The sequence below is a fragment of the Thalassobacillus hwangdonensis genome (assembly GCF_042675915.1).
Classification (GTDB): Bacteria; Bacillota; Bacilli; order Bacillales; family Halobacillaceae; genus Thalassobacillus_A; species Thalassobacillus_A hwangdonensis.
Window position 1 is genome coordinate 276631 of sequence record NZ_JBHTKL010000005.1, and the last position, 25418, is coordinate 302048.

The window sequence follows — 25418 nt, forward strand, 5'->3', positions numbered from 1 at the left end:
TAGGAGCTGTTACATCATGGTTGGAATGACGAAGAAAAACACATTTTTTTGGCTGGGAGTCTTCCTGCTCCCCAACCTGCTTGGATTTTTGATCTTCATTGGGGTACCGATCGTTTCCTCATTGGTAATCAGCTTTACAGACTGGGATCTGCTCGGCTCAATGGAGTTCACTGGCATTGATAATTACATAAGACTCGCAAATGATCCTGAATTTTGGATTTCATTCCGGAATACATTCTTCTTCATCTTCGGTTATCTCCCGCTTGTGATGATCTTCGGGTTGGGGTGTGCCTTACTTTTAAATAAAAAAATCCGCTTCCGTGCTTTTTTCCGTGCCACCTACTTCCTGCCCGTAATTACGAGTTGGGTTGCGGTGTCGCTGGTGTGGAAGTGGTTGTACAACCCGAAGTTCGGTCTGATCAATTACATGCTTTCCGTCATAGGTATTGACGGTCCACAGTGGTTGAATGATCCGGACACAGCGATGATCGGTATCATCATTACCAGTGCATGGAAAGATATCGGGTTCGTCATGGTGCTATTCCTGGGAGGACTGCAGAACATCTCCCCATCCTATTACGAAGCAGCGGCCATGGACGGTGCGAGCAAATTCAGGGAATTCTGGAGCATTACTCTTCCACTCCTGGCACCGACGACCTTTTTCGTGACGATTATTTCCTTGATCAACTCGTTCCAGGTGTTCGACCAGGTCATGATCATGACTGGCGGAGGCCCTGGCGGATCTACGGTCGTTATGGTACAGAACATTTACAATCACGCCTTCCGCTACTATGAAATGGGGTACGCTTCAGCAATGAGTTGGGTACTGTTCATCGTCATCTTCATTTTCACGTACATCCAGATGAAGGTTCAGGATAAGGGGGCCAACTAAAGATGAAAAAGGATACGACGAATACACGCAGAGCCCTCAAACAAGCACTTTTTTATTTGCTTCTAATTGTAGGCGCTTTCATCATGCTAGTTCCGTTCTTATGGATGGTGTCGACCTCATTGAAGAACAGTGGTGCAACGATGGTGCTCCCTCCAGAGTTCATTCCAAGTGAACCGACGGCTGAAAATTATCAGACCGTGACAGGGAAGTACCCGATGCTGCGCTTTTTATGGAATTCCCTTCTTGTTGCAGTGCTTACGACTCTCGGGCAGATCGTTTTCAGTTCGATGGCGGCATATGCCTTCGCTCGTATGCACTTCAAGGGTAGAGATAAATTATTTTTGTTGTATTTAGCAACCATGATGGTGCCAACACAAGTCACCATGATTCCGCAGTTCATCTTAGTGAAAGAGTTCGGATGGCTCGACTCCTACCAAGGGTTGATCATCCCCACAATGTTCGCCGTCTTCGGTACTTTCCTGATGCGGCAGGCCATGCTCAGTATCCCAAGGGAACTTGAGGAAGCTGCCTTCATGGATGGTGCTAATCACTTCAAAGTATTCATCCATGTATGCTTACCTTTGGTGAAACCGACCATTGCAGCGTTGTCCATTTTTACCTTCATGGCATCATGGAACAATTTCCTCTGGCCATTGATCGTCATCAGTTCGAATGACCTGGCGACGCTACCGCTTGGCTTGTCACTATTGCAGGGGCGCTGGGGAACCGATTGGGGATTGATGATGGCAGGCGTCGTCATCAGTGTCGTACCAATTTTAATCGTCTATCTTTTCGCTCAGAAATACTTCATCCAGGGAATGACAATGAGCGGAATGAAAGAATAAATTAAAGGAGAGGGTCAAATGAAGAAGAGATTTACGCTATTATTTGTTTTAGTTTTGGCGGTCATCACTGGATTAGTTGGCTGTTCTTCCTCAGGGGAAGGCAAAGAAAATGGAGAAACGGAAATCACCTATTACAGTTTCTCTGCATCACCGAACTATGAAGACCAGCTGGCAGAGATGGTGGAAGCATTCGAAAAGGAAAATCCGGATATCAAAGTCAATACAGAACTGGCTGCTTATGATGAGTACTTCACGAAGCTTCAGACACGTATTGCTGGGGATAACGCTCCGGATGTGTTCGAATTGAACTATGAGAACTTCGTCCAATACGCATCTAAAGGTACATTGACTGACTTGTCCGAATTCATTGAGGAAGATGACAATTTCGATCCATCCCAGTTGAATGAAGAAGCGTTCAAAGCTTACCAGTTCGATGGAAAGCAATATGGTATGGTTGAAAGTTTCTCGAATGTATTGACGTTCTATAACAAGGATTTGTTTGATGCAGCAGGTGTCGAATACCCAACAGCAGACTGGACGTGGGAAGATGAACGTGCAGCTGCAGAAAAATTGACGGACAGCAGCAACAATGTCTGGGGTACGTATGCACCAGTAACGATGAATGAATACTTCAAAATCGCTGCACAAAATGGCGGTCAGATTTTTGATGAAGAAGGAAACCCAACGATCAATACATCAGAAAACCTGGAAGCATTGGAATACATGATTGATAATGTAACTGAATATAAGATTGCGCCATCACCGGCGGAAATGTCCGGGCAATCTCCTGAAGACCTGTTCAAAAATGGTCAGCTTGCAATCCTGCATACAGGAATCTGGATGTTCGAAGCATTCAAGGATGCACCATTCGCATGGGATATCCAGCTTGAAGCAGGTAACACGCAGAAAGCACACCACTTCTTTGCCAATGGGCTTGCTGTGTCCGAACAAACGGATAAGAAGGAAGCTGCCTACAAATTCGCTGCCTTCATGAGTGCAAGTGAAGAAGTCGCAAAAATCCGCGTCGATGCTTCTTGGGAGCTTCCTGCTATTACAGATGAAGAAATCTTGAGTCCATACTTAGAAAAGACTCCACCAGAGAACAGGAAGGCTGTATTCGAAGCATTGGATACGTTAGTGTTGCCTCCTGCTGTAGACAACTGGAGCAAAGTCAGTGACGTAACCAACCAGGAATTCGAAAAAGCACTGAATGGTGATAAAACACCTCAGGAAGTATTGGAAACGTTAGAAACCGAATACGAAAGTATCATGAGTGAATAATCAATAAACCAGAAGGATATATGTGGATTTATGTTCACATATATCCTTTCTATTGAAAGGGAGTTACCCATGAACCCATGCCCAGCGTACACTCAACTACTTCATACATACATGGATCAATTGAACAAAAATTACTCGAGTGTGGAAAAAAACTTGCTGCAGCATCAGCCGGATCTTGAAAAGGACTCATTTTATACGATTGCGACGTGGGTGTGGCTCCTGCAGAAGCAGCTCCGTCTCCAATCTGGGAAATTGGCTGAGATCGATGCTAAACCATACCTCAACTATATAGAAAACAACTGGTCCAAACCTCAGCCTCGTATCTGGATGGATGGTGCGGATGATGATGTATATCTCTCCAATCTATCGATGGCATATGCTGCTTTACTGGAAACTAGAAACAATCGTAAATATACCGCTGTTCAAAAAACGATGACTGCAATACGGGATTTCGTGTTCGACCGGCTATTGTCAGGTGGAACTGTTTTGAATGGAGTGAACGAGCGGGGGATTGCGACGGATCAGTTGTTATCCGTCATGCCATATGGTCTTTTTTCACCCGAGGATCTCGTGATGGTCGAAGCAGTCGGGCATATGAGGCGCCAGCTCGATAATGGCACCGGACTCATGCCAATGAGTGGCACTCCATCCACTTCGAAAGCTGCAACAGCATTGCTCGCTCTCTATTTCCTTGAAAAATCCGACCGGGAAAAAGCGGTCTATTACGCAACGCTTGCAAGGGACATAGAAGGGGATGATGAGTTTGGCGAGGTCATCCTCAAACTCTTTGATCATTATGCCAAAGAGCGGGATGAAAAAGACCGGATCATCCATGAACCGCTCGGCAATGAAAATGTTTACATCTCCAAACTGACGGAACGGCACCCGCATCATCCGACGTTGGAGGACAATTTGAACCTGACCTGCCAAGTAGTAGCCGAATCGGATGTAGCGTCTGTCCATATGTCAATCGAAAGCGATGGATGGCAGTTGGAGGAGCAATTACAGCTAACAATGAAGGACGACACACGCGTCTATCACTGTAGACTCGAACCACTACCTCACCATGGACGGTACACGTATCATTTTATTGCACGGTTAGCAGATGAAAGTGAACTCGTTTCAGAAGACTTTCACGTTACTACGTTGGAAAAGCATCAGGCAAAACAGCTCCGCTTATTTTCTAAGCAGGAGGATTCGCTTGTACTGATGTTCGGGGAAGGTGAAAAGCGTCACGGACTCAGCTTCTCCATCAACGAAAATGGACTAAGCATGAGTATCCAACAAAACATGCTGCTTGCTACAGACAGTTATAGGCATGAAAAATATGCCATGATCGAAGCTGGTAACCATCGGTTGGAGGTAGATTTAGAAAAGCCCTCCATCCACCTGTACGAAAATGAGAATCTTATCTTATCCACTCACCCATTATTCGCACCAATAGAGTGGAAAACCGATGTCGATGGAAATGTCAGTGATTTTACCATCCATTGGCACAGTCCTGGAACAGAGCAGTTCTACGGATTCGGGGAGCGGTACAATGCGACGGAGCAGCGTGGAGAAGTAATTGATTGCTATGTCTACAACCAGTATCGCGACCAAGGAACAAGAACATATATCCCAATCCCTTTTTATATGACGAATGCTGGCTACGGCTGCTTTATCGATACGAACACGTACACGAAGTTCGATCTTGCAGCAGAGCTTAACGATAAATGCAGTGTGACTTTCGAACAAGGAACGGCTGTTACAAATACCGACCTGCACTTCTACTTCGGTGATTACAAAGGTCAGCTCGCCTCTTATACAAAAGACACCGGCAAACCTGTAATGGTGCCGGCATGGGCGCTTGGACCATGGATGTCGAGTAACAACTGGGACCGGCAGTCGATCGTCGAGCAGGAAGTGGAAAAGACGAATGAACTGGACATCCCGGCTACCGTCATTGTGTTGGAGCAATGGAGCGATGAAGCGACCTATTATATGTTCAATGATGCTGAGTACGACATGAAGGAACCTGGGTATGTCCACCGCTATGAAGACATGACTTTCCCGGAATGGGGCAGGTGGCCGGACCCAAGGAAGATGGTGGAGGATCTCCACGAGAACAATCTGAAGCTGATCATGTGGCAGATTCCGATCCAGAAGTACTTGAATAAGCAGGAGCACCCACTCAAGGACCAGGATGAAGCGTACATGATCGAAAAAGGATACGTCGTGAAAAATGAGGATGGAACGCCTTATCGAATTCCGGAAAACTGGTTCACCAATAGTCTGATTATGGACTTCAGCCATGAAGAAGGTCGAGAATGGTGGTTCGAAAAGCGCCAGTATTTGATTGATATTGGAGTGGATGGATTTAAAACAGATGGTGGCGAATTCGTATTCGGGAAAAACCTCCAGTTTGCCAATGGGCAGACCGGGAGTGAAATGCGGAATAAGTATCCGAATGACTACATCGAAGCCTATTATGATTTCGCCCAACAGAATGACGGGATCACCTTCAGCCGTGCAGGCTACACAGGTGCACAGAACTTCCCGGCTCACTGGGCTGGTGATGAGCGTTCCACATTCGGTGCTTTCAAACGATCGCTGATTGCCGGGATCAATGCAGGACTTGCCGGCGTCGTTTTCTGGGGCTGGGACCTCGCTGGGTTCAACGGTGATATTCCCACCGCAGAATTGTTCATGCGTTCTTCTTCGATGGCTGCATTTTGCCCGATCATGCAGTACCATGCGGAGAGCAAGGCTGAATTCAATCAGGACCGTACTCCTTGGAATATTGCAGCGCGCACTGGTAAGGACGCAGTCATTGATGTCTATCGGTTCTTTGCAAATGTCAGGATGAACCTGATGCCATATCTTTATCAGGAAGCGAGGAAGGCAAGTGAAACCGGCTTGCCAATGATGCGCGCTCTGATGCTTGATTATCCGGAAGACCCGAGAGCAAGAGGACTGTATGATGAGTATTTATTTGGTGAGTATTTACTCGTCGCCCCGATTATTGAGGAGGGTGCTGTTTCGCGTAACGTGTACCTGCCTGAAGGGAAGTGGGTCGATCTATGGACAGACGAAGTACACCAAGGCCCGACAGTGATTCGTCCAGTTGCCAAAGTCGATCAGATTCCTGTATTCGTGAAAATGAACCGAGCACTCCTTTTGAATGTCGACACAACGAAGCAGCTGGGCTCTTCCGTCGGCAACGATCTGACGAAGTACCATACGCCATTATGTAAGATCTATTGTGAAAATTCGTTCACTCAAACCCTTGTTGACCACCTTGGTAACAACATCGAGCTGAACGTCGAAGTGACGGAGCATGAAGTCAGCGTAACTATTTCTACATCTATTGAAAATCTGCAAGTCGAAGTGATCAGCCATATAGAAACTATTAAAATCAACCAATCGTCCTAAGGAAGGTGCTGTTATGTTAGAAACAACAAGCTATGCAATCCTGCCTTCTCAAGTGAATAAGAAAGAAGAACTCCGTCATCCGGTACAATCCATTTGTTCTTATGAATGGGATGGGAAAGTATTGAGCGGTATGTTGTCAAAGGGAAGCTTTTTCATTTATTTCACCCGGGAAAATACTTTGCGCTTCGCGGTCCAACCATTTGGAGAAGCAGATGTAAGTCCAACCATCGCAGCAGAAAGGGATCAACCACTGGATGGGGTAACGTTTGAGCCATCAGAGGATTCACTTGTGCTGGAAGCAGGTGCACACCGGGTGACCATCTTCAAAAATTCCCTGTCTTTTTCCGTATCGCGAAACGGTGCGACGGTTTTCCAAACAGAAGCACCTTGCGTCAGCTACACCAAAGAGAAGCAGGTTTACTTTTCGGTGGAGAAAGAAACGGATGCTCCTATTTATGGATTAGGGGAGAAAAGCGGCTTCATCAATAAAAATGGGTTGAAAATAAGCAACTGGAACACAGATGTGTTCGCTCCACACAATAAAGATACCGTGGAGCTGTATCAATCGATACCGTTTGCGCTCATCCATGCACAAGACAAGACAACTGGCATCTTTTTCGATAATACATTCCGCACATCATTCGATATGCAAACCTATCGTGACAAGCTGGAGATTATGGCAGAAGGTGGCCAGGTGAATGTTTATGTCATTTGGGGAGAAGACGTGAAGGAAACAGTACAGGCTTACACGGATTTGACCGGAAAGACGCCACTCCCACCGAAGTGGTCGCTTGGCTACCATCAATCCAGATACAGCTATACTTCCCAGGATGAAGTGAGCACCATTGCAGCGACCTTCAAGAAGTATGGAATCCCTTTAGACTGCATCTTTCTCGATATTCATTATATGGATGACTACCGCGTCTTCACATTTAATGAAGACACCTTCCCGGGTGCAGGAGCATTGGTTAAGGATTTGAACAGTCAGGGAATTGATGTCGTCCCGATCGTCGATCCAGGAGTAAAGAAAGATGTTCATTACCCTGTCTATGTGGAGGGGATGGAAAAGGGCTATTTCAGTAAATATCTTGATGGTGATGTCTACTATGGAGAAGTTTGGCCAGGGGAAAGTGCCTTCCCGGACTTTTTCAATTCTAGCGTGCAAAAATGGTGGGGAGGACTCCATCAATATTATACAAAGCTTGGCATTCGTGGAATCTGGAACGATATGAATGAGCCTTCTGTCTTCAACGAAACGAAGACGATGGACCTGGATGTCATGCACGATGTCGATGGAAAGAAGATCAGCCACAAGGAAGGCCATAACCTCTACGGGCTTTACATGAGTAAAGCTACTTTCGAGGGATTGAAGGAACAAGTTCCGAATTCCCGTCCATTTTCCCTGACACGGGCTGGTTATGCAGGGGTCCAGCGCTATTCGGCGGTTTGGACGGGAGATAACCGCAGCCATTGGGAACATCTCGAAATGTCACTGCCGATGATCATCAACCTTGGACTGTCAGGAGTTGCTTTCAGCGGAGCAGATGTCGGTGGATTCTCTTCCGACACAACCCCTGAATTGCTCATACGCTGGACGCAGGTAGGCGCATTCCTGCCGTACTTCCGAAATCATAGTGTCCAGGATTCCATCTATCAGGAGCCGTGGGCATTCGGGGAAGCGACGATGGAGTCGGTCAAAAAGTACATCGAGCTGCGCTATCGATTCATGCCATATCTTTATACTCTATTCCACGAAGCGGAGCAGACAGGATTGCCAGTTGTTCGTCCATTGGTGATGGAATACCCGCAGGATGAGGAAACTTTCCAGTGCAGTGATCAATTTTTACTCGGAAAGAATGTGCTGGTGGCCCCGATTCTACGACAGGGTCAGACGCACCGCGCTGTTTATTTGCCGGCTGGTGAATGGTACGATTTCTGGACAGAGGAACGGTACAAAGGCGGGGAATATCATCTCATTAAGGCTGACTTGGATACCTTGCCACTCTTTGTTAAGGAAGGAACCATTCTACCTTTGGGATCTCCCGTCCGTAATACGAAGGAAAAACAAGAGATCGAGCTCCATATCTATCATTCCGAGCAGGAAGTAACAGGAATCCTTTATGAAGATGACGGAATCTCTTATGACTATCGGGACCAAGCATACAGCATCTCTACCTATGATTATAAAAAAGGAGATTTACAGATAAGTCGCGAAGGTTCCTATGAAGCAACTGCAGAAATTATAGCTACAAAAATAATTGGAAAAAATGAAGCAGGTGAAGACATATGACAAAAACAACAAACAATTGGTGGAAGAAAAGCGTCGTCTATCAAATCTATCCAAGCAGCTTCAACGATACAAATGGAGATGGAATCGGTGACATCCCGGGTATCATTGAGAAACTGGATTACCTGAAAAATCTCGGCATCGATGTGATCTGGCTTTCGCCGGTATATGATTCCCCGCAGGCAGATAACGGCTATGATATCCGTGACTACCAGTCAATCTATGAAAAATACGGCACGATGGAAGACTTGGATAAGTTGCTGGAGGAAGTGCACAACCGCGGCATGAAGCTTGTGATGGACCTTGTCGTCAACCATACATCCGATGAGCATCAGTGGTTCGTCGAATCGAAAAGCAGTAAGGAAAGCCCATACCGTGACTATTATGTCTGGCGGGATGGAAAGGCGGACGGCGAGCCTCCGAACAACTGGGGTTCCGTTTTCAGTGGATCCGCCTGGGATTACGATGAAGCGACCGGCCAATACTATCTCCATCTTTTTGCGAAGAAGCAGCCGGATTTGAACTGGGAAAATCCGGACCTTCGTACAGATGTCTATGAAATGATGAACTTCTGGCTTGATAAAGGCATCGACGGTTTCCGGATGGATGTCATCAATTTCATTTCGAAGGATCAGGATTTCCCTGATGGAGAAGTAGGCGAAGGTCAGCTATATGGAGATAGCGGGCAATATTTTATTAATGGTCCGCGCATCCATGAATTTTTGAAGGAAATGCATACAGAGGTCCTTGCCAAGCACGATGTGATGACGGTCGGGGAAATGCCGGGAGCTACTCCTGATGATGCGAAGGATTACACCGATCCTGCCAATGATGAGCTTGATATGATTTTCACGTTCGAGCATATGAACCTCGATCAGGTTGATGGAGACAAGTGGAACTTGAAGGCGTTGAATCTCGTAGATTTGAAAGAGAATTTCGAGAAGTGGCAGACTTCACTTCATGGCGTAGGATGGAACAGCTTGTACTGGAACAACCATGACCAGCCGCGTATCGTCTCGCGCTTCGGAGACGATGCTAAGTATCGTGAAAAATCGGCGAAAATGCTGGCCACCTGCCTGCACATGATGCAAGGGACGCCGTATATCTATCAAGGCGAAGAGCTCGGCATGACGAACGTCCAGTTTGAGAGTCTCGAAGATTATCGGGATATCGAAACTTTGAACATGTATAAAGAGAAGAAATCACTTGGCTGGTCTCACGAGCGGATCATGGAAGCTATTTATGCGAAGGGCAGAGATAATGCAAGAACCCCGATGCAGTGGAATGCTTCGGAGAATGCTGGCTTCACAACAGGAACTCCGTGGTTGGCGGTCAATCCGAATTACCAGCAGATCAATGCGGAAGCGGCACTCGAGGATGAACATTCTATTTATCATTATTACAAGCGGCTGATCCAGCTGCGTAAAGAGAAAGACATTCTCACCAACGGTCGTTTCGAATTGCTGATGCGTGACGATGCGCAGGTTTTCGCTTACAAGCGGGTTGGAGAGGAAGAGACCTATGTGGTTGTTTGTAACTTCTCCGGGGAAGAAGCCGTTTTGGAAGATTCAATTGTTGCTGAGGTTCAAGGAGCAGAAGTTGTGATTTCGAATGATGATTCTTATGACATTCGTCATAAATTAGCACCATATGAAGGTGTCGTTTATTCTAAATAAAACTGACTGAAGAAGCTGAGCTCAGACTGGGGCTTGGCTTTTTTTCTTTTTATTGATTAACCGGTATTTAAATAAATGAAAGGTGAACTCCCCATATTTTAAAAGGAAATACTGAAGTTGAACACTTAGAGCTATACCAATTGATGCATATTCAGAATCGTTTTAATAAAAGTAAAGGTAAAACAGAGTGATTTTGATGTATTCGACACTATTCGTGAGTATATGACATGGATTATATGTATAAGATAACTCTTTACATCAGTTAGCCTTCATTGGCTGTTGAGCATGTTTGTTACCCCTTTATACAGGTTCGTCATCTTACCTGTTAGCGATATAATGGGAAATGTCGTCATTTTAGGGATTAACAAGGAGATGTACTATGCTGCTAATATCAACGGAAGATCTTACATACGAGCAATTATCTGAACTTAAGACAATGACTTCTCCAGATCTTCCTGTTACCCACATCAAAGAAGACTTGACTAGCCAAAATTCATTACTTCCGCAAGTTCGCATTTGGATCACCTATGGACATGATGTCACGCCAGAAATACTAGCAAAAATGCCAAACTTATGTTGGATCCAAATTTTTCAGGCTGGTGTTGAACAACTTCCTTTTGATGAACTTCAAGATAGAAATATACAAGTCACCAATATGAAGGGAATCCAAAGTATTCCCATGGCAGAGTACACGCTTTCCATGTTGTTTCATTTTAATGGGAATATTTCGCGCTATCTGACATATCAAGCTGAAAACCACTGGGAAGAGGAAGCAGTTTTTCGTGAGTTGCATGGGCAGACAATTACCATCATGGGTGCCGGAACGATAGGTACTGATATTGCTGCAAAATGCAAAGCCTTGAATATGACGGTGTATGGGGTCAATACGACTGGAAACATGAAACATCCATTTGACGATATGTATAGGCTCGAAGATCGCTGTGATGCATTAAGACTGAGTGACTACGTCATTTTACTGATGCCGCTGACGGAGGAAACGATCCGTTTTATGGGTGAAAAAGAGTATCAAAGTATGAAACCGAGTGCTTTTCTCATTAACTTAGGGCGTGGGCAGTTAATAGACGATCATGCTTTACTTGAAGCTGTTGATAATAATCAAATTGCGGGAGCTGCTTTAGATGTATTTGAACCGGAACCACTGCCGTCCACGCATCGTTTCTGGAATCATGACAAAATCATTGTCACACCACATGTAGCGGCTAAATCACCACAGTACATGAATCGTTGTTTGGACAAATTTGCGAAAAACTATCAATCATTCACACAAAATGATCATCTACTTAATTTAGTTGATTTAACAAAAGGTTATTAGGAGGCATTTGGAATGAACGAATTCACACCGACTTTCCATTCGATAGAAGAAGAAAGGCAATACATTAAACAACGTTTGGCTGCTTCGTTTAGGCTGTTCTCGAAGTTTGGCTTCAATGATGGTTCGGCAGGTCATATTACCGTAAGGGATCCTGAGAATAAGAACCACTTTTGGGTGAACCCCTATTTGGTCCATTTCAGTCAGGTTACCGCATCTGATCTTATGCGGATTGATGAAGACGGTAACATTTTAGAAGGCAAGCATGATATCAACGGGGCTGCATTCGCCATTCATTCAGCCATCCATAAAGCTCGTCCGGACGTCACGGCGGCTGCCCATTCACATTCCCCGTATGGAATGGCGTTTTCAACCTTAGGGAAAAAGCTGGAGCCGCTTACGCAAGATGCGTGTGCATTTTACCAGGATCATTCTATATTCAACGACTATACCGGTGTCGTTTATGAAATGTCGGAAGGAAAACGTATTGCTGATGCACTTGGCAAAAATAAAGCGGTCATATTGCGTAACCACGGATTGTTGACTGTTGGCCACTCTGTAGATGAAGCAGCGTGGTGGTTTATTGCGATGGAGCGTGCATGCCAAATTCAAATGATTATCGAATCGTCTGGACAGAAGCCGATTCCGATCGAAGCGAAGTATGCAGAACACACTTATCAGCAAATGGGTCTTCCAGAAGTGGCCGCCCATGACTTTAAACCACTTTACGACCGAATTGTTAAAGAGCAACCTGATTTATTGAATTAAGAGATTAAAACATAACCAATCATATGGAAGGAGATTCTACATACCATGAAAAAACTCATATTGATATTTACACTCATGTTACTTGTCATCGCAGGTTGTGGGGACAACGATAGTACTGATGGAGGAGAAGGTAGTGGAATAGATAAGATTATTCTTGCAGATGCCGGGTGGGATAGTATTCGTTTCCACAACAGCATTGCTCAGCGAATCATCGAGGAAGGCTACGGTTATGAAACAGACGTAACCTCAGGATCGACTGCTGCAACCATTCAAGGTTTGCGTCAAGGTGATATCGATGCCTACATGGAAGTTTGGACCGATAACATCAAGGAACTATATAACGAATCGATTGATTCCGGAGACATTTTAAAACTTTCCACTAACTTTGATGATAACAAACAAGGTTTATGGGTTCCGACTTATGTGATTGAAGGAGACGAAGAGCGTGGAATCGAAGCTAAGGCTCCAGACTTGAAAAGTGTGAAGGACTTGGAAAAATATCCGGAAGTATTCAAGGACCCTGAAGACCCTGGTAAAGGTCGTGTAATAGGTGCGCCTTCAGGCTGGGCTTTGAGTGAGTATTTGGATACCAAAATGACCACATATGGCTTGGAAGAAGAGTTTAATTACTTCTTGCCTGGGTCCGACTCTGCAATTGTAACCTCTCTTGCTGATGCTTATAAAAACGGTGAACCTTGGGTCGGTTACTATTGGTCGCCAACCTGGGTTACAGCTAAATACGACATGACACTGCTAGAAGAACCTGAGTTTGACCAAGAGAAATGGGATGAAGACAAAGGGACAGAATTTCCACCCAATGACGTGGTAGTCGCAGCAAATAAAGACTTGCCTGACCAAGCGCCGGAAGTTGTGGAATTCTTGGAAAACTATGAAACAAGCAGTGACTTGACTGGTGAGGCGCTTGCTTATATGAAAGACAATGAAGCTTCAGCAGACGAAGCTGCACAGTGGTGGATGGAGCAACATGAAGATATCTGGACTGAATGGGTGCCAGAAGATGTTGCCACTAAAGTAAAAGACTCGATGGAGTAATGAAAGATCTGTGAAGAGGTTAGCTCGTGCTAGCTTCTTCATCTTTTTTTAAGATTGACATTAAGAGGGGTGAACAGTTGCATGGGGCAACGACATTATGAATAATAACTTTCCTGAAATACGCTGGGAATTCATCGGGGATTATGTAGAGGCTTTCATAAATTGGTTGGACATCACTTTTGCTGGGTTATTTGAATTTATTCGTGTGATTTCCTTCCGAACTATTAATGGAATTGAAGGATTCTTATCCTTTTTGCCCTGGTGGGTTTTACTTATCATTATTTTTCTTTTGGGCTGGTATTTTAAATCTCTATTTTCAGGTGTGCTTTACGCTTTCTTTATCTTCCTGGTGGGAACATTCGGCTTATGGGATGTTTTGCTTATCACTATTGCAATCGTACTGACATCTGTCTTTATTTCATTGCTCGTCGGCATACCATTAGGCGTTTTGATGGCATTCAGTAAAAAGTTCTCGTTTATTATGCGACCCATCCTTGATGCCATGCAGACGATGCCGAGTTTCGTGTATTTGATTCCTGCGATTTTCTTTTTCGGACTCGGTAATGTGTCCGCTGTATTCGCAACATTGATTTACTCGCTCCCACCTGTGATTCGCTTGACGGAGCTTGCTATTCGGAATGTAGATAAAGAAGTGATTGAATCAGCCGAATCATTCGGATCTTCAAGATGGCAAATGCTGAAAAAAGTCCAGCTCCCACAGGCATTGCCTACGATAATGGCTGGTGTCAACCAAACGACGATGATGGCTTTAGCCATGGTTGTAATCGCTTCTATGGTTGGAGCTAAAGGACTTGGTGAACAAGTGTTGATCTCTATTAATCGTATTGATATTTCTTTAGGCTTTGAAGCGGGTATCAGTATCGTCTTCCTTGCCATTATTATCGACCGCGTGACTGGCGGCATCGCCGATCGTTTGCAAGCACATAGGGGGACTGATTGAGTATGGAACCAAAAATTAAAATTGAACACGTTTCAAAAATTTTCGGGCCCCGACCTAAATCTGCAATTCCAATGATTAAGGAAGGCGCGTCCAAAAGTGAGATCTTAGCGAAAACCAATCATACTGTAGGTGTTTACGATGCTTCATTAGAAGTGAATGAAGGCGAAACATTTGTCATCATGGGGCTTTCGGGCAGTGGAAAATCAACATTGATTCGTTGCTTCAACCTGCTCAATAAACCGACGGATGGGGCAATCAAGGTGGATGGCGAAAATATCATTGATTACAATTCAAAAAAATTAAAGACCTATCGTCAAGAAAAAATCTCGATGGTCTTCCAACATTTCGGCTTGTTCAGTCATCGCACAGTCCTTGGCAATGTGGAATATGGGTTAGAAATCAAAAAATATTCTAAAGAAGAGCGGCAACGAATCGCTATGGAAAATATTGAGAGTGTCGGTCTGAAGGGATATGAAAATAAATACCCTGATGAACTATCTGGTGGCATGCAACAACGTGTTGGTCTTGCCCGCTCCCTGGCTAACGATCCGGACATCCTACTTATGGATGAACCTTTCAGCGCATTGGATCCCCTCATCCGGAGAGAAATGCAACTTGAACTGCTTGACATTCAGGAGCGATTGAAAAAAACCATCATCTTCATCACGCATGATGTGAATGAAGCCTTTAAAATCGGTGATCGCGTCGCCGTAATGAAAGATGGTGAGGTGGTGCAAGTCGGAAGCCCTGAAGAAATTCTGGAAGCACCAGCCAATGACTATATTTCTAACTTTATTCAGGATATTGACCGCTCCAAAATCCTTCAAGCGCAAAACATTATGATCCAACCCAATGCTCTTGTATCGCTTAAAGATGGTTTGAAAGTCGCCATTAAAGAAATGGAAGAAAACGGAGTATCCAGTGCCTTCGTCGTCGACAGGAAGCGCCTCTTGCAAGGGGTTGTGACAATAGATGATGCAGTCAGAGGTGTTAAGGAAAAGCTGACTCTTGAGGATGTTCTTGTAAAAGATGTCCCGACAATAGAGAAGCATGAATATGTACAAGATATCATCCCAAAAGCTCTGGAGACTAAGTTTCCGCTAGCTGTTATTAATGAGGATGGTAAATTGGAAGGGCTTATCCTTCGTGTTCATGTCCTCTCCAGCCTTGTCTCTGAACAGGATCAATAAATTAGGGTATCTTTACGGCTGATCATTCTGAGCACATGAGGATTTTGTGCTGAAATAGGAATGGGCTAGAAGTGGCCGATGTGTACTTGTTAAAAGTGAATTATTAGTATATAAAACTGAGCCCAAACTCCGGGCTCAGTTTTTTTGTTTTGATAGGAGACGGAAGGGGTAGATTGGAAATTAGTGCCATGTGGTTTGAAACGAAAACAGGTCCAATCCGTATATGTTTAACAAGGTACATAACAGAGGAGGAATACCTATGAAGAAGATATACTGGATCGCAGCAATGCTTATTCTAGTAATTGGGTTAGTAGGGTGCAGTTCGTCTGACTCTGGTGATTCATCTAATGACGAGCCTGACGCTGCAGAGAATGAAACTGAAAATAAGGAAGAAACAAGTGATACATCAGCATCAAACGAAGAGTTAGGGATTGGAGACACGGTTTCTTCAGGAGAAACAACCATTGGCACTTATGACATAACACTGGATTCGGCGGAAATCACAGATGAAGTGGAAGGAGAAACTGCTTCGAAAGGAACCTTTGTCATCACCAACCTCACGATTGAAAACACAGGGGAAGAAGCGTTGAACATGGATGATGTGTTAAGTACACTGAGTCTTTTCAATAGTGAACGATCTGGTGATGTGTTGAATGTCCTTGTGGGAGATATGGAAGCACAGGAAGGTGAAGTGGAGCCAGGTGACTCCGCAACTGGTGAACTATACTATGATACAGAAAAAGCGGATCGTTACGGACTTGAAATGACCTATGTGAGTCCTGAAGGTGAATTGAAGAAAGCAAGATGGAACTTTGATGCCGACGAAGCTGAATAATCTGGAGGGGACAAAATGTTGAAGCGATTTAAATTTTTATTCTTGGTATTGGTACTCGCACTTGTACTTGTTGCGTGCAGCTCCGACGATGAAGGAGAAGCTGCGAACGATCCAGAAGAAGAGTCGACACAAACAGAAGAAGAACAAGAAACGGAAAGCACCGAGGAAAGTGATGCATCCGTTGAACTTGGAATGGGGGAAACTGCAGAATTGAAAACGACCCTAGGCAACTTCAACTTGACGTTGCTGGATGCAGAAGAGCAAGCTGAAATCGATGGCGAACAACCCCAATTGGATACGTTCGTCGTAACTGAGTGGGAAGTCGAGAATACGAGTGAGGAGCCCCTGCAGGTTGCAGATGCAGTAAGCGCGCTTGATATGTACAGCGGCAAAGATGATACAGGAAGAGGCTGGATCCTTCTTGAGAACCAGGACCCGTGGGAAAAGGAACTGCAGCCAGGCGAGAAAGCCAGTGGCGAACTGCTCTTTGAACTATACCAAACAGAAGAGTACTATGCTGGCATGGAATATGCCTCGGCTGAATCTTCTTTAAAAAGCGTCATGTGGAAATTTTCATTGGAGTAAAGTATATAGATATCGCTGGGCCAGTAAAAAGGCTCAGCTTTTTTAATTTTTCTGGTTTGATTTATGTTAAAATTTAACTATTATTCTGAAAGGTGTGATTCTTATGAAAACTATTAATGGTTATAAGTTGATTGAGGTTCGGTACGAGTAATCCGAAAATGATGGAGAATGCTCGTACACAAAAGAAGTATTGGAGGAGCATTTATGTTAAATAATCAAGGATTTGATCTATGGGCGGATCATTACGACGAGACCGTTCGAAGAAGTGAAGGAAATAATCAATATCCATTTGCAGGGTATAAGGAAATACTTAATTCTATATACAATGAGGTAATGCAGAAACCGAACGGCGATGTGTTGGATATTGGGTTCGGAACTGGTGTGCTCACAACGAAATTATATGAACATGGACACCGGATTGATGGAATTGATTTTTCATCGAAAATGATTTCGATTGCTAAAGCAAAAATGCCTCACGCAAATTTAATTGAGTGGGATATTTCAAATGGGTTACCTTCTGATTTAACAGGGAAGCACTATGACTCTATTATCAGTACCTATACACTTCATCATTTGAATGATGAAGCGAAAGTCGCGTTTATATCCGAACTGCTCTCCTATTTGAAGAAAGATGGAAAGCTATATTTTGGTGACATTTCTTTTGAGACAAGGGAAAAACATGACCAATGCCGTGAAGAGAACCGAGCCCATTGGGATGAGGATGAATACTACTTCGTTTGCGATGAACTGACTGCTAATCTGAGTAATCACTGTAAGATTGAATTCCGAGCCCTTTCACATTGTGGTGGCGTGTTCATTATTTCAAACTAAATGAATGTTTCCAGCTCTTGATACGCATTTAAGCATCGGAGCTGGACATGTAAAACTGTTGTGACACAGGTTGTTTGTGCGATATATTGACGCGGAAGTTTATTCTGAGGGTGGACTGAAAATGAAATACATAATCCAATACATAGTAGCTTCGTTATTACTTATGTTTTCAACATTAGTTGCCTGGTTTGAAGGAAGTGCAATCAGGCAGGACCCATGGGAATGGAAATACACTGCATTTTTCTCTGAAAAACTGAATGGAGAGGTTACGAATGCTACGGATCTATCACAATTAGACCACTTCATCTATGCAGCAAAATTCACTCCCGTCTATCCGATATTAATGATTGTCAGCCTGGCTTACATCATAACTTTAAGTGGATTTGTCCTATTGAATAAACAAAAGAAAATAATGATCTATTTTCACTTAGCTCTAGGTTTGCTTTTCATTTTGCTTGCGCTTGTAGTTGCGGATTCGCCAACAACAGGGGGGAAGTATCTTATGAGCACCTTCTTGTTTATGGGAGTCATCCTAGTTTTTTTGGCAGTGTTCTTCTTTGTTAAGAAAAGTGCAGTAGAGTGAAAATAGTGTTTGGAGCAGGGGTGAAGGGAGCAATGACAAAAGCAAAAAAGGTACCAGATATAATGAAATACAGAACTATTGCGTTAATCTGTTTGTTCATTTCCATCCCAATTAATGTGATAAATACGGGAAGCTGGTGGCTAACAATCATCGGTATCTCTTTATTAGCAATCTTTTTTATCATGACGCTCACCTTATGGAAATGCCCAGCATGCAAAACTAGATTGCCGTTACGGTTTGATAAAGAAAAAGATGTAAATGATATCTATCGCTGTCCATACTGTGATACGAAATTCATAGGCGGAGAAATCATTGATTAATATAAGTAATTTACATAATAAAGGGGAACTTAGATGAAAAAATCACTAAGAGAAAATCTATTGAATGAAAACGAACTAAAATCAATTTTAACGGAATTCAAACAAGAAAAAATCCACTGGCAGGACATCGATCAATCGACCACATTGAACTCTATGATTGAGCATATCGGCTCCACGGACAGTGTACTCAGAGATCAGTTGATCTACGACACTTTCTTCAGGTTGATGGTGGAGCGTGACCAAATCGAAACAGAGCGTCTGTCTGAGATTCTTGACATGTGTATAAATGAAAAACTGTTCACCGGAATCGGGGAAAATGGAACGGACACAGTATTCACAAGGTCGTTTACGACGCTGGTGACCGCATTGATCCTCTACAAAGATAATCAGCAAGATTTCTTGTCTGAAGCTACTATTAATAGAGTCAAAGAGCAGCTTGTTAAGTACTATGAGCTTGAAGAAGATCTCAGGGGGTATGTCACGGGCAAAGGATGGGCGCACAGTGTTGCTCACGTTACAGATGCGTTTGTTGAGTTGGTGAAGAATTCGAAGTTCGATAAAGAAGAATTCCCGGAGATAATGAGAACATTATGGCAGAAAGTCCTTGTATCCAGTCATGCCTATGTACATCAAGAAGATGAAAGGTTATTGCATCCGATTCTTGAGATGCTGGACAAAGGGTTGGAAGTTCATGTTCTTGAAGACTTAATGGACCAATTGCCAGATGAGTTGGCCGAAAGAAAAGACAAGATCGATTATGAAGAATACTTATTGCTCGTATTTAACGTTAAGACTTTCTTAAAGACTTTTTACGTAAAAATCAATAATAATCCTAAGCTATCATCATTACAGATGCAGATTGAGCAGACCTTAGAAAAGGTCAGATAAGTCAATAAAAAAAGGAAGCTGCAATTTGGCTTCCTTTTTATTTTTTTAGCTCTAAATTTCGACTTATTTCTCCATTTCCTTTCACTTCTTTTTGGAAAATTATGATAACATAGTGAGTGATTGCTTACATAATTTTGGAAATAACAAGATCAAGGGAGATGATGAAGATGAAAGCGATCATTTTTGATTTTGATGGAACGTTGGCGGACACATTACCAGTCTGCTTCTATGCATTTCAATCTGTATTCAAAGAATTTGATGATAAAGAAATTACTTCAGACGAAATCGTATCGATGTTTGGACCTTCTGAAACAGGCATCATCAGAGAAAATTTGAAGCACTCCAACCACGACGAGGCAATTGAACGCTTTTATGAAAAATATAGTGAGAAGCATACAGAACTCGTACTTGAAAATAAGGAAGTCGCGGACATGCTTCAATTTTTGAAACGAGAGGGTTATAAATTGGGCATCGTAACTGGTAAAGCGAGGAGGAGTCTTGTCATTTCTGTGGGCCACCTGAAGTTGGACGATGCCTTTGATGTCATCATAACCGGAGATGATGTGGTGGACCCGAAGCCTCACCCAGAAGGGCTACAGAAAGCCTTGAAACTACTAGGTGTAACGAAGGAAGAAGCGATGTTCATTGGAGACAGCGACGCGGATATACAAGCAGGTAAGCGCGCTGAAGTCCTGACAATCGGTGTCCAATGGCTGCCGAATTACCAAGCTCCGTCGTTTAGCGTTGAACCGGACTACACGTATAAAAACGTAAGTGAATTCATCGAAAAACTTTCCGTAGGAAGCTTTTAACATTACGCACATAAAGGAAGGGATCAACATGAAGAAAATACTAATGCTCACAGTCATGATGGCAATGTTGTTGATGGCAGCATGCGCACAGGCTGATGGAGAAAGTGACAAGGAACAGGACAATCAGGAAGAAAATCAAACCACTACTAGCGAAGCGCCCGATCAGGAAGATGAGCAGGAAACCAACTCCGATGAATCTGAAGGTGAACAAAGTGCACCTGCAGAAGAAATGGATGTCGATACTTACCTGAATGAAAACTATAAGCTCGATCAGACGCACTATGAAACGGATGTCTGGGAAAGTGAGTCAGGAACGGTCAACTACACAGTGAAGCTTTTGCCGGATAATGAAGCTTATGGACAAAAAATCGATGAAATGTTCCAGGACAGCAGTAAGAGCTACGATGAAACGCAAACAATGCTGGATACTGCTGAACAAATTATGGCTGAACTGCCGGAGTTCAAAGAGAATACGCGAGTAGATTCAGTAAGTTGGGTCTCCTACGATGGAGAGTTCTCTGTTACCTTGATCCAGGACTTCGAGAATAGTGAAGCACCTGCGGATGGGGAGAAGCTATCGGATTTTACAAGTGAACAAATCGAATACGCACGAGTCTGGCTGCAGCTTGGACCTAACCAGCAACTCGATGAATTGAACGTCTGGCATATCCCTGCTGGTGAGAAGCTGAACGAGGACGATGAAACAAGTGCTGTCTATCCAGAGGACGTTATCCAACTGGCGGGAGGTCGTCTTGTGGACGGCTCTGTGACCTACAGTGGCAATGGGGACGGTACCATCAACGTTTACAATGTACCATTGAGATGGGATGGCCAATATCCAGCAGGAGAAGAATTTTATAACGAAATCATCGAGAATACAAAACTCGTCTCAATTGATACTGGTGATGACCAAGAAGTCATCCGTCTGATTAAATTGATGAAGATTCATTAAGCGTGGAGAGGCAGGATAAAATGAATGAACAGGACTGGGATATTAAGAAAATAAAACGGCTGAAAATCAAACATCTTGTCGCTTACAACCTTGTTATGGTGCTGGTAGCGGTATTGTTCGGGATGTTTGCAGATCATGGTGGAACGACAGGCGTGGTTTTAATCCTGTGTTGTATTGCTTTGTGGATTCAATTGATCATCATCCTGTGGTCGCTGAGAACGGGAAGGGTTTTTGGTATAAAGTCAGAGCGGCTCGTTCAGAAATTTGAGAGAGCGTACATGGGCGAGAAGCGTTGGAAGCGAAGGAAAATTGGGCAAGCTGTCTTGGTGCTTATCATTAACATTGGAATTACGGCTTTTATCATTAACTTTGATGTCTTTCGTCCTATGTATATGGAATCTCCATCTGATTACTTCCCGTTATTCGCAGGGTGGGTAGGGTATAATGCAGGGGAAATCACCAGGATAAGAAAAATAAAAAATGAATCGATGATATGACAGGACAGGCTCCACGGGAGATACTTTAATCCCGGTGGAGCCTGTCCTATTCCTGAAACGTTTGGTTATCGGCCATCATTGAGTTAGCTGTATCAATCAACTTTTCCCTTCTTGATTTCTTATCGTAATAATTGAGAGACAAACTATAAAGAAACTTATCCTTTTGAAAATATAAAAAGGTTACATTCATGGGTGATGGATTAGATTTCAGGAGCGCAGGTGATCCATCTTCCAATTTGAAGTTATATTCCTGTTTTGTGTCTGCAAGAGGTTGAATAGTCAATTTAAATAGCTTTTTTCCATTATCACTTACAAAATCAATGGTAAGTTTATCTCCTTCCGCTTTACCGAAGTTCTTTTCTGTTTGAAAAGGAAGCTTTTCCGGAAGTGCGATGGTGTAAGAGGTTTTACTTTCATACGTGTTTATTGCGTCACTCACCTCTACATATCCCATTGATTGATACACTTCATCAACGGTCATCGGAACCCTAGAATCCAGATCATTACTTCGGGCGAATGCAGCAGGTTGAAAACAACAAGACATAATAAGTAGTAAGATAAGCGTACTTTGTAAGATTTTTCTCATAGAGCACCTCCATGAATTAGTATTGATGTAACAGCATCAAGTATTCCTAGGTAAACGACTTTCATCGTGTATATCAACACGTGTTTAAGCCACCTTAGTATTGAGGTGAGCGTAAATGATGAAAGTTCTAGTAGTAATGGGTTTAATGACATTGCATGATATACCAGCCATTTCGGATGATTGTATTCGACAGATGGAGATGCGAGATGAACATTTCGAGGAAATGGTGTACGAAGATGTTTTCCAATCCTATGACTATCAAGGTGAAGATGTAATGGGTTATTTCACCAGTGATGATTTACATAAAGGACTCGTTTTAATAGGTGGAAGAAATCAGCGTATTGATAGCTTGAATAAGTACTTTGAAGGTGAGAGCCAAGGAAGACGGAGGTTGTATTTTTTGAAGAGCAAGCCTGATCAAGCATTTTTACTATATAAAAATTTTGATAATGAAAACATAAGGATTGAGTTGAGAAGAGATAAACAAACGTGGAAGAAGGTCAATGAGTCAGACCGTCCAGGCAAGGAGATAAAGGCGGAAAGCTTAGCCTGTGAAGAGAATTATCACGTGGAGAAAATCATTAATGATTTTTTCTCCAATTAAAGAGTTAACCCACGATTCAGCATTTATACTGGATCGTGGGTTTTTCTACTGCATGCGTATTTAGGCAACTGCTCCCACAAGCCAAAGCATCAAAGGCACTGTTCCAATGCTGACAACCGTCGTTACCAAGGTGCTGTAAGAAACAAGCTCTGGTTCCGTATTGAACTGCAGGGCATACATCGTCGTGTTAGCTGCTGTCGGCATCGCGGCAAGCACGATCAGGATGCTCGACAGCATTGGGTCAAGACCAAGCACCAATGTCAGGACCAATGCTACTAGGGGTGAAACTACGAACCGTAGCGTGAAAATACCTGCCAGATCGCTGTTTTTCACATGGCCTTTTTTCAATGTGGCTAACTGCATTCCGAGAGCAATCATGATTGTCGGAATGGTGGCAGCTGCAATCAGGTCGACTGCCTGCATGATGAAATCGGGCATTCGAACATCAAGGAACTGTACTAGCAAGCCAATGACCACTGCATGGTTGATCGGCATCTTAGCGATTTTCACAAGAGAGTCCTTCATGCTGAGAGTCGTTGTCTTGCTTCCTCGTGCTGCATAATAAAGGCCTACGGTGTTCATCAAGAGGGATTGGACGACCATCATGATGATCGCATAATCGACGCCTGCTTCCCCAAAGGCGAACAGGATGATCGGAACGCCGTAGTTCCCGCTATTCATGAATACACCTGCGAGAATATATGCAGAGGACATTGATCGGGGCTGGTTACGCAACTTCGCGAGCAGCATCGAACCTCCGATCAAAATGACCATCAATGCGACGCAAAACACGACAATATACAAGTATTCCAACGTCACATCGTTTTCGTAAAAGGTCTGGAAAGCGAGAAAAGGGTACATCAAATACAACGATGCGCTCGCGAGACTTCGATGATCGAAGCCGATCGTCTTTTGGCCGATATAACCTAAACCGAAGATGATGAATGCAGGGATGACGATTAAGATGACTTCCATTTCGTTCACAACCATTCGTGTGATTTAAAAAACTGCAAAAGGAGCTGCTTCTGGTTTTTTCCAAAAACAGCCCCTGCTTTAAATGAGGGTCAAAAGGGTTTCCGTCAGTTTTTTACGGAAAACCCGAATTCTTCTAAAATCTTATCTGTATGTTCACCGATTTCCGGAATCGGGTTCATGACGGTATCAATGCCATCGAAGGTGACTGGTGGAATCAATGCTTTCAGCTTGCCGACCGGGGAGTCGACTTCACGAAAACGATCCCTAGCCATCAATTGTGGGTGGCCGGTGATATCTTTGACACTGTTCAGTCTTGCATTGGCGATGCGGGCTTCCTCCAGCAAGTCAATCAGGCTGTCGGAAGCAAGTTTTGCCAATGCCCCCTCGATGATCGCTTTCAATGCTTCACGATTCTCTACCCGCAGGGAGTTACTGCTGAAACGAGGGTCATCAGCAAGTGCGGGCTGCCCAAGAATTTTCGCAGTGAATTGCTTCCACTCCCGCTCGTTCTGAATCGCAAGGAAGACCATTTTACCGTCACTTGCTTCAAATGGCCCGTATGGATAAATCGTAGCATGGCGTGCGCCGGTCCGTTTCGGTGCTTCCCCTCCGTATTCTGCAAAATACATTGGATAGCCCATCCATTCCGCAAGCGCCTCAAGCATCGATACTTCCATCACTGTACCTTCGCCAGTCTGAGAACGTGCGATGATTGCGGTAAGGATACCGGAATACGCGTACATGCCGGCAGCGATATCTGCGACGGAAATGCCGCTCTTCGATGGTTCTTCTTCCGTTCCTGTGACAGAAACAAGTCCTGCTTCGCACTGGATCAGGAGATCGTACGCTTTTTTATTCGTGTATGGGCCGTCTGCTCCGTAACCGGATACTCCACATATGATAAGCCTCGGATGCCTTTTTCGCAAGTCGGATGCAGCAAACCCGAGCCGGTCGACTGCGCCGGGAGCAAGGTTATAGATAAATACATCCGCCTCTGCCAGCAGTCCATCAAGTGCCTGTTTCCCGTGTTCGGATTTCAAGTCGAGGGCAATCGATTCTTTCGAGCGGTTCAGCCAGACGAAGTGGCTCGACATGCCGTTGACGGTCTGGTCATAGCCTCTTGCAAAATCGCCATCCTCACGTTCGACCTTGATGACACGAGCCCCAAGGTCAGCGAGCTGTCTTGTCGCGAATGGTGCAGCTACTGCCTGTTCCAGTGAAACGACGGTAATTCCTTTCAATGGTAGCATCGA

24 protein-coding genes are annotated in these 25418 nt (G+C 44.0%); 21 read left to right on the plus strand and 3 right to left on the minus strand.

What is annotated here, in order from left to right; genetic code table 11:
- Window positions 1-16 precede the first annotated feature (16 nt).
- The 20 genes from ACFQ2J_RS10825 (at window position 17) to ACFQ2J_RS10920 (ending at window position 22000) form a co-directional block, all read left to right on the plus strand.
- Window positions 17-892, plus strand: a complete 876-nt coding sequence (locus tag ACFQ2J_RS10825; protein WP_386059924.1) for a carbohydrate ABC transporter permease — start codon at window positions 17-19, stop codon at window positions 890-892.
- Window positions 893-894: 2 nt separating this feature from the next.
- Window positions 895-1737, plus strand: a complete 843-nt coding sequence (locus ACFQ2J_RS10830; protein WP_386059927.1) for a carbohydrate ABC transporter permease — start codon at window positions 895-897, stop codon at window positions 1735-1737.
- A gap of 18 nt (window positions 1738-1755) precedes the next feature.
- Window positions 1756-3018, plus strand: coding sequence for an ABC transporter substrate-binding protein (locus ACFQ2J_RS10835; RefSeq protein WP_386059930.1), 1263 nt, complete (start codon window positions 1756-1758; stop codon window positions 3016-3018).
- A gap of 69 nt (window positions 3019-3087) precedes the next feature.
- Window positions 3088-6432, plus strand: a complete 3345-nt coding sequence (locus tag ACFQ2J_RS10840; protein ID WP_386059933.1) for a glycoside hydrolase family 31 protein — start codon at window positions 3088-3090, stop codon at window positions 6430-6432.
- Window positions 6433-6445: 13 nt separating this feature from the next.
- Window positions 6446-8722: a glycoside hydrolase family 31 protein gene (locus ACFQ2J_RS10845; RefSeq protein ID WP_386059936.1), complete on the plus strand. Its 2277-nt coding sequence runs from the start codon at window positions 6446-6448 to the stop codon at window positions 8720-8722.
- Entirely contained in the window at window positions 8719-10395 is a 1677-nt protein-coding gene (locus ACFQ2J_RS10850) for a glycoside hydrolase family 13 protein (RefSeq protein WP_386059939.1), read from the plus strand. The genes ACFQ2J_RS10845 and ACFQ2J_RS10850 overlap by 4 nt, the downstream gene beginning before the upstream one ends.
- Window positions 10396-10774: 379 nt before the next feature.
- Window positions 10775-11728 (plus strand): D-2-hydroxyacid dehydrogenase, encoded by a 954-nt coding sequence (locus tag ACFQ2J_RS10855; RefSeq protein ID WP_386059942.1) that lies wholly within the window; start codon window positions 10775-10777, stop codon window positions 11726-11728.
- Between the two features lie 12 nt (window positions 11729-11740).
- Window positions 11741-12493 carry a class II aldolase/adducin family protein gene (locus tag ACFQ2J_RS10860; RefSeq protein ID WP_386059945.1) on the plus strand — a complete coding sequence of 251 codons (753 nt, stop codon included), beginning with the start codon at window positions 11741-11743 and terminating at the stop codon, window positions 12491-12493.
- A gap of 45 nt (window positions 12494-12538) precedes the next feature.
- Window positions 12539-13546: an ABC transporter substrate-binding protein gene (locus ACFQ2J_RS10865; protein WP_386059948.1), complete on the plus strand. Its 1008-nt coding sequence runs from the start codon at window positions 12539-12541 to the stop codon at window positions 13544-13546.
- 97 nt (window positions 13547-13643) lie between these two features.
- Window positions 13644-14507: an ABC transporter permease gene (locus ACFQ2J_RS10870; RefSeq protein WP_386059950.1), complete on the plus strand. Its 864-nt coding sequence runs from the start codon at window positions 13644-13646 to the stop codon at window positions 14505-14507.
- 2 nt (window positions 14508-14509) lie between these two features.
- Window positions 14510-15697: a quaternary amine ABC transporter ATP-binding protein gene (locus ACFQ2J_RS10875; RefSeq protein ID WP_386059953.1), complete on the plus strand. Its 1188-nt coding sequence runs from the start codon at window positions 14510-14512 to the stop codon at window positions 15695-15697.
- A gap of 259 nt (window positions 15698-15956) precedes the next feature.
- Entirely contained in the window at window positions 15957-16532 is a 576-nt protein-coding gene (locus tag ACFQ2J_RS10880; protein WP_386059955.1) for a DUF4352 domain-containing protein, read from the plus strand.
- A gap of 15 nt (window positions 16533-16547) precedes the next feature.
- Complete coding sequence (locus ACFQ2J_RS10885; RefSeq protein ID WP_386059958.1) at window positions 16548-17117, plus strand: hypothetical protein; 570 nt, start codon at window positions 16548-16550, stop codon at window positions 17115-17117.
- A 204-nt stretch (window positions 17118-17321) separates the two neighbouring features.
- Window positions 17322-17948 carry a class I SAM-dependent methyltransferase gene (locus ACFQ2J_RS10890; protein WP_386059960.1) on the plus strand — a complete coding sequence of 209 codons (627 nt, stop codon included), beginning with the start codon at window positions 17322-17324 and terminating at the stop codon, window positions 17946-17948.
- Window positions 17949-18069: 121 nt separating this feature from the next.
- Window positions 18070-18531, plus strand: coding sequence for a YjdJ family protein (locus ACFQ2J_RS10895; RefSeq protein WP_386059963.1), 462 nt, complete (start codon window positions 18070-18072; stop codon window positions 18529-18531).
- A 32-nt stretch (window positions 18532-18563) separates the two neighbouring features.
- The gene (locus ACFQ2J_RS10900; protein ID WP_386059966.1) at window positions 18564-18851 is read left to right on the plus strand and encodes a hypothetical protein; all 288 of its coding nucleotides are present in this window, start codon (window positions 18564-18566) and stop codon (window positions 18849-18851) included.
- Between the two features lie 33 nt (window positions 18852-18884).
- Entirely contained in the window at window positions 18885-19739 is an 855-nt protein-coding gene (locus ACFQ2J_RS10905) for a DUF2785 domain-containing protein (RefSeq protein ID WP_386059969.1), read from the plus strand.
- A gap of 167 nt (window positions 19740-19906) precedes the next feature.
- A complete protein-coding gene (locus ACFQ2J_RS10910) occupies window positions 19907-20551 on the plus strand; it encodes an HAD family hydrolase (RefSeq protein WP_386059971.1) in 645 nt (214 codons plus the stop codon).
- 28 nt (window positions 20552-20579) lie between these two features.
- The gene (locus ACFQ2J_RS10915; RefSeq protein WP_386059973.1) at window positions 20580-21503 is read left to right on the plus strand and encodes a hypothetical protein; all 924 of its coding nucleotides are present in this window, start codon (window positions 20580-20582) and stop codon (window positions 21501-21503) included.
- A gap of 20 nt (window positions 21504-21523) precedes the next feature.
- Window positions 21524-22000: a hypothetical protein gene (locus tag ACFQ2J_RS10920; protein WP_386059975.1), complete on the plus strand. Its 477-nt coding sequence runs from the start codon at window positions 21524-21526 to the stop codon at window positions 21998-22000.
- A 46-nt stretch (window positions 22001-22046) separates the two neighbouring features.
- Here ACFQ2J_RS10920 and ACFQ2J_RS10925 read toward each other — a convergent pair whose 3' ends face one another.
- A complete protein-coding gene (locus ACFQ2J_RS10925) occupies window positions 22047-22586 on the minus strand; it encodes a hypothetical protein (protein WP_386059978.1) in 540 nt (179 codons plus the stop codon).
- Window positions 22587-22701: 115 nt separating this feature from the next.
- Between ACFQ2J_RS10925 and ACFQ2J_RS10930 the strand changes: the two genes are divergently transcribed.
- Window positions 22702-23190, plus strand: a complete 489-nt coding sequence (locus tag ACFQ2J_RS10930) for a hypothetical protein (RefSeq protein WP_386059981.1) — start codon at window positions 22702-22704, stop codon at window positions 23188-23190.
- Window positions 23191-23250: 60 nt separating this feature from the next.
- Here ACFQ2J_RS10930 and ACFQ2J_RS10935 read toward each other — a convergent pair whose 3' ends face one another.
- The gene (locus ACFQ2J_RS10935; RefSeq protein ID WP_386059984.1) at window positions 23251-24165 is read right to left on the minus strand and encodes an AEC family transporter; all 915 of its coding nucleotides are present in this window, start codon (window positions 24163-24165) and stop codon (window positions 23251-23253) included.
- Between the two features lie 104 nt (window positions 24166-24269).
- Window positions 24270-25415 (minus strand): CaiB/BaiF CoA transferase family protein, encoded by a 1146-nt coding sequence (locus ACFQ2J_RS10940; RefSeq protein WP_386059987.1) that lies wholly within the window; start codon window positions 25413-25415, stop codon window positions 24270-24272.
- Window positions 25416-25418 lie beyond the last annotated feature (3 nt).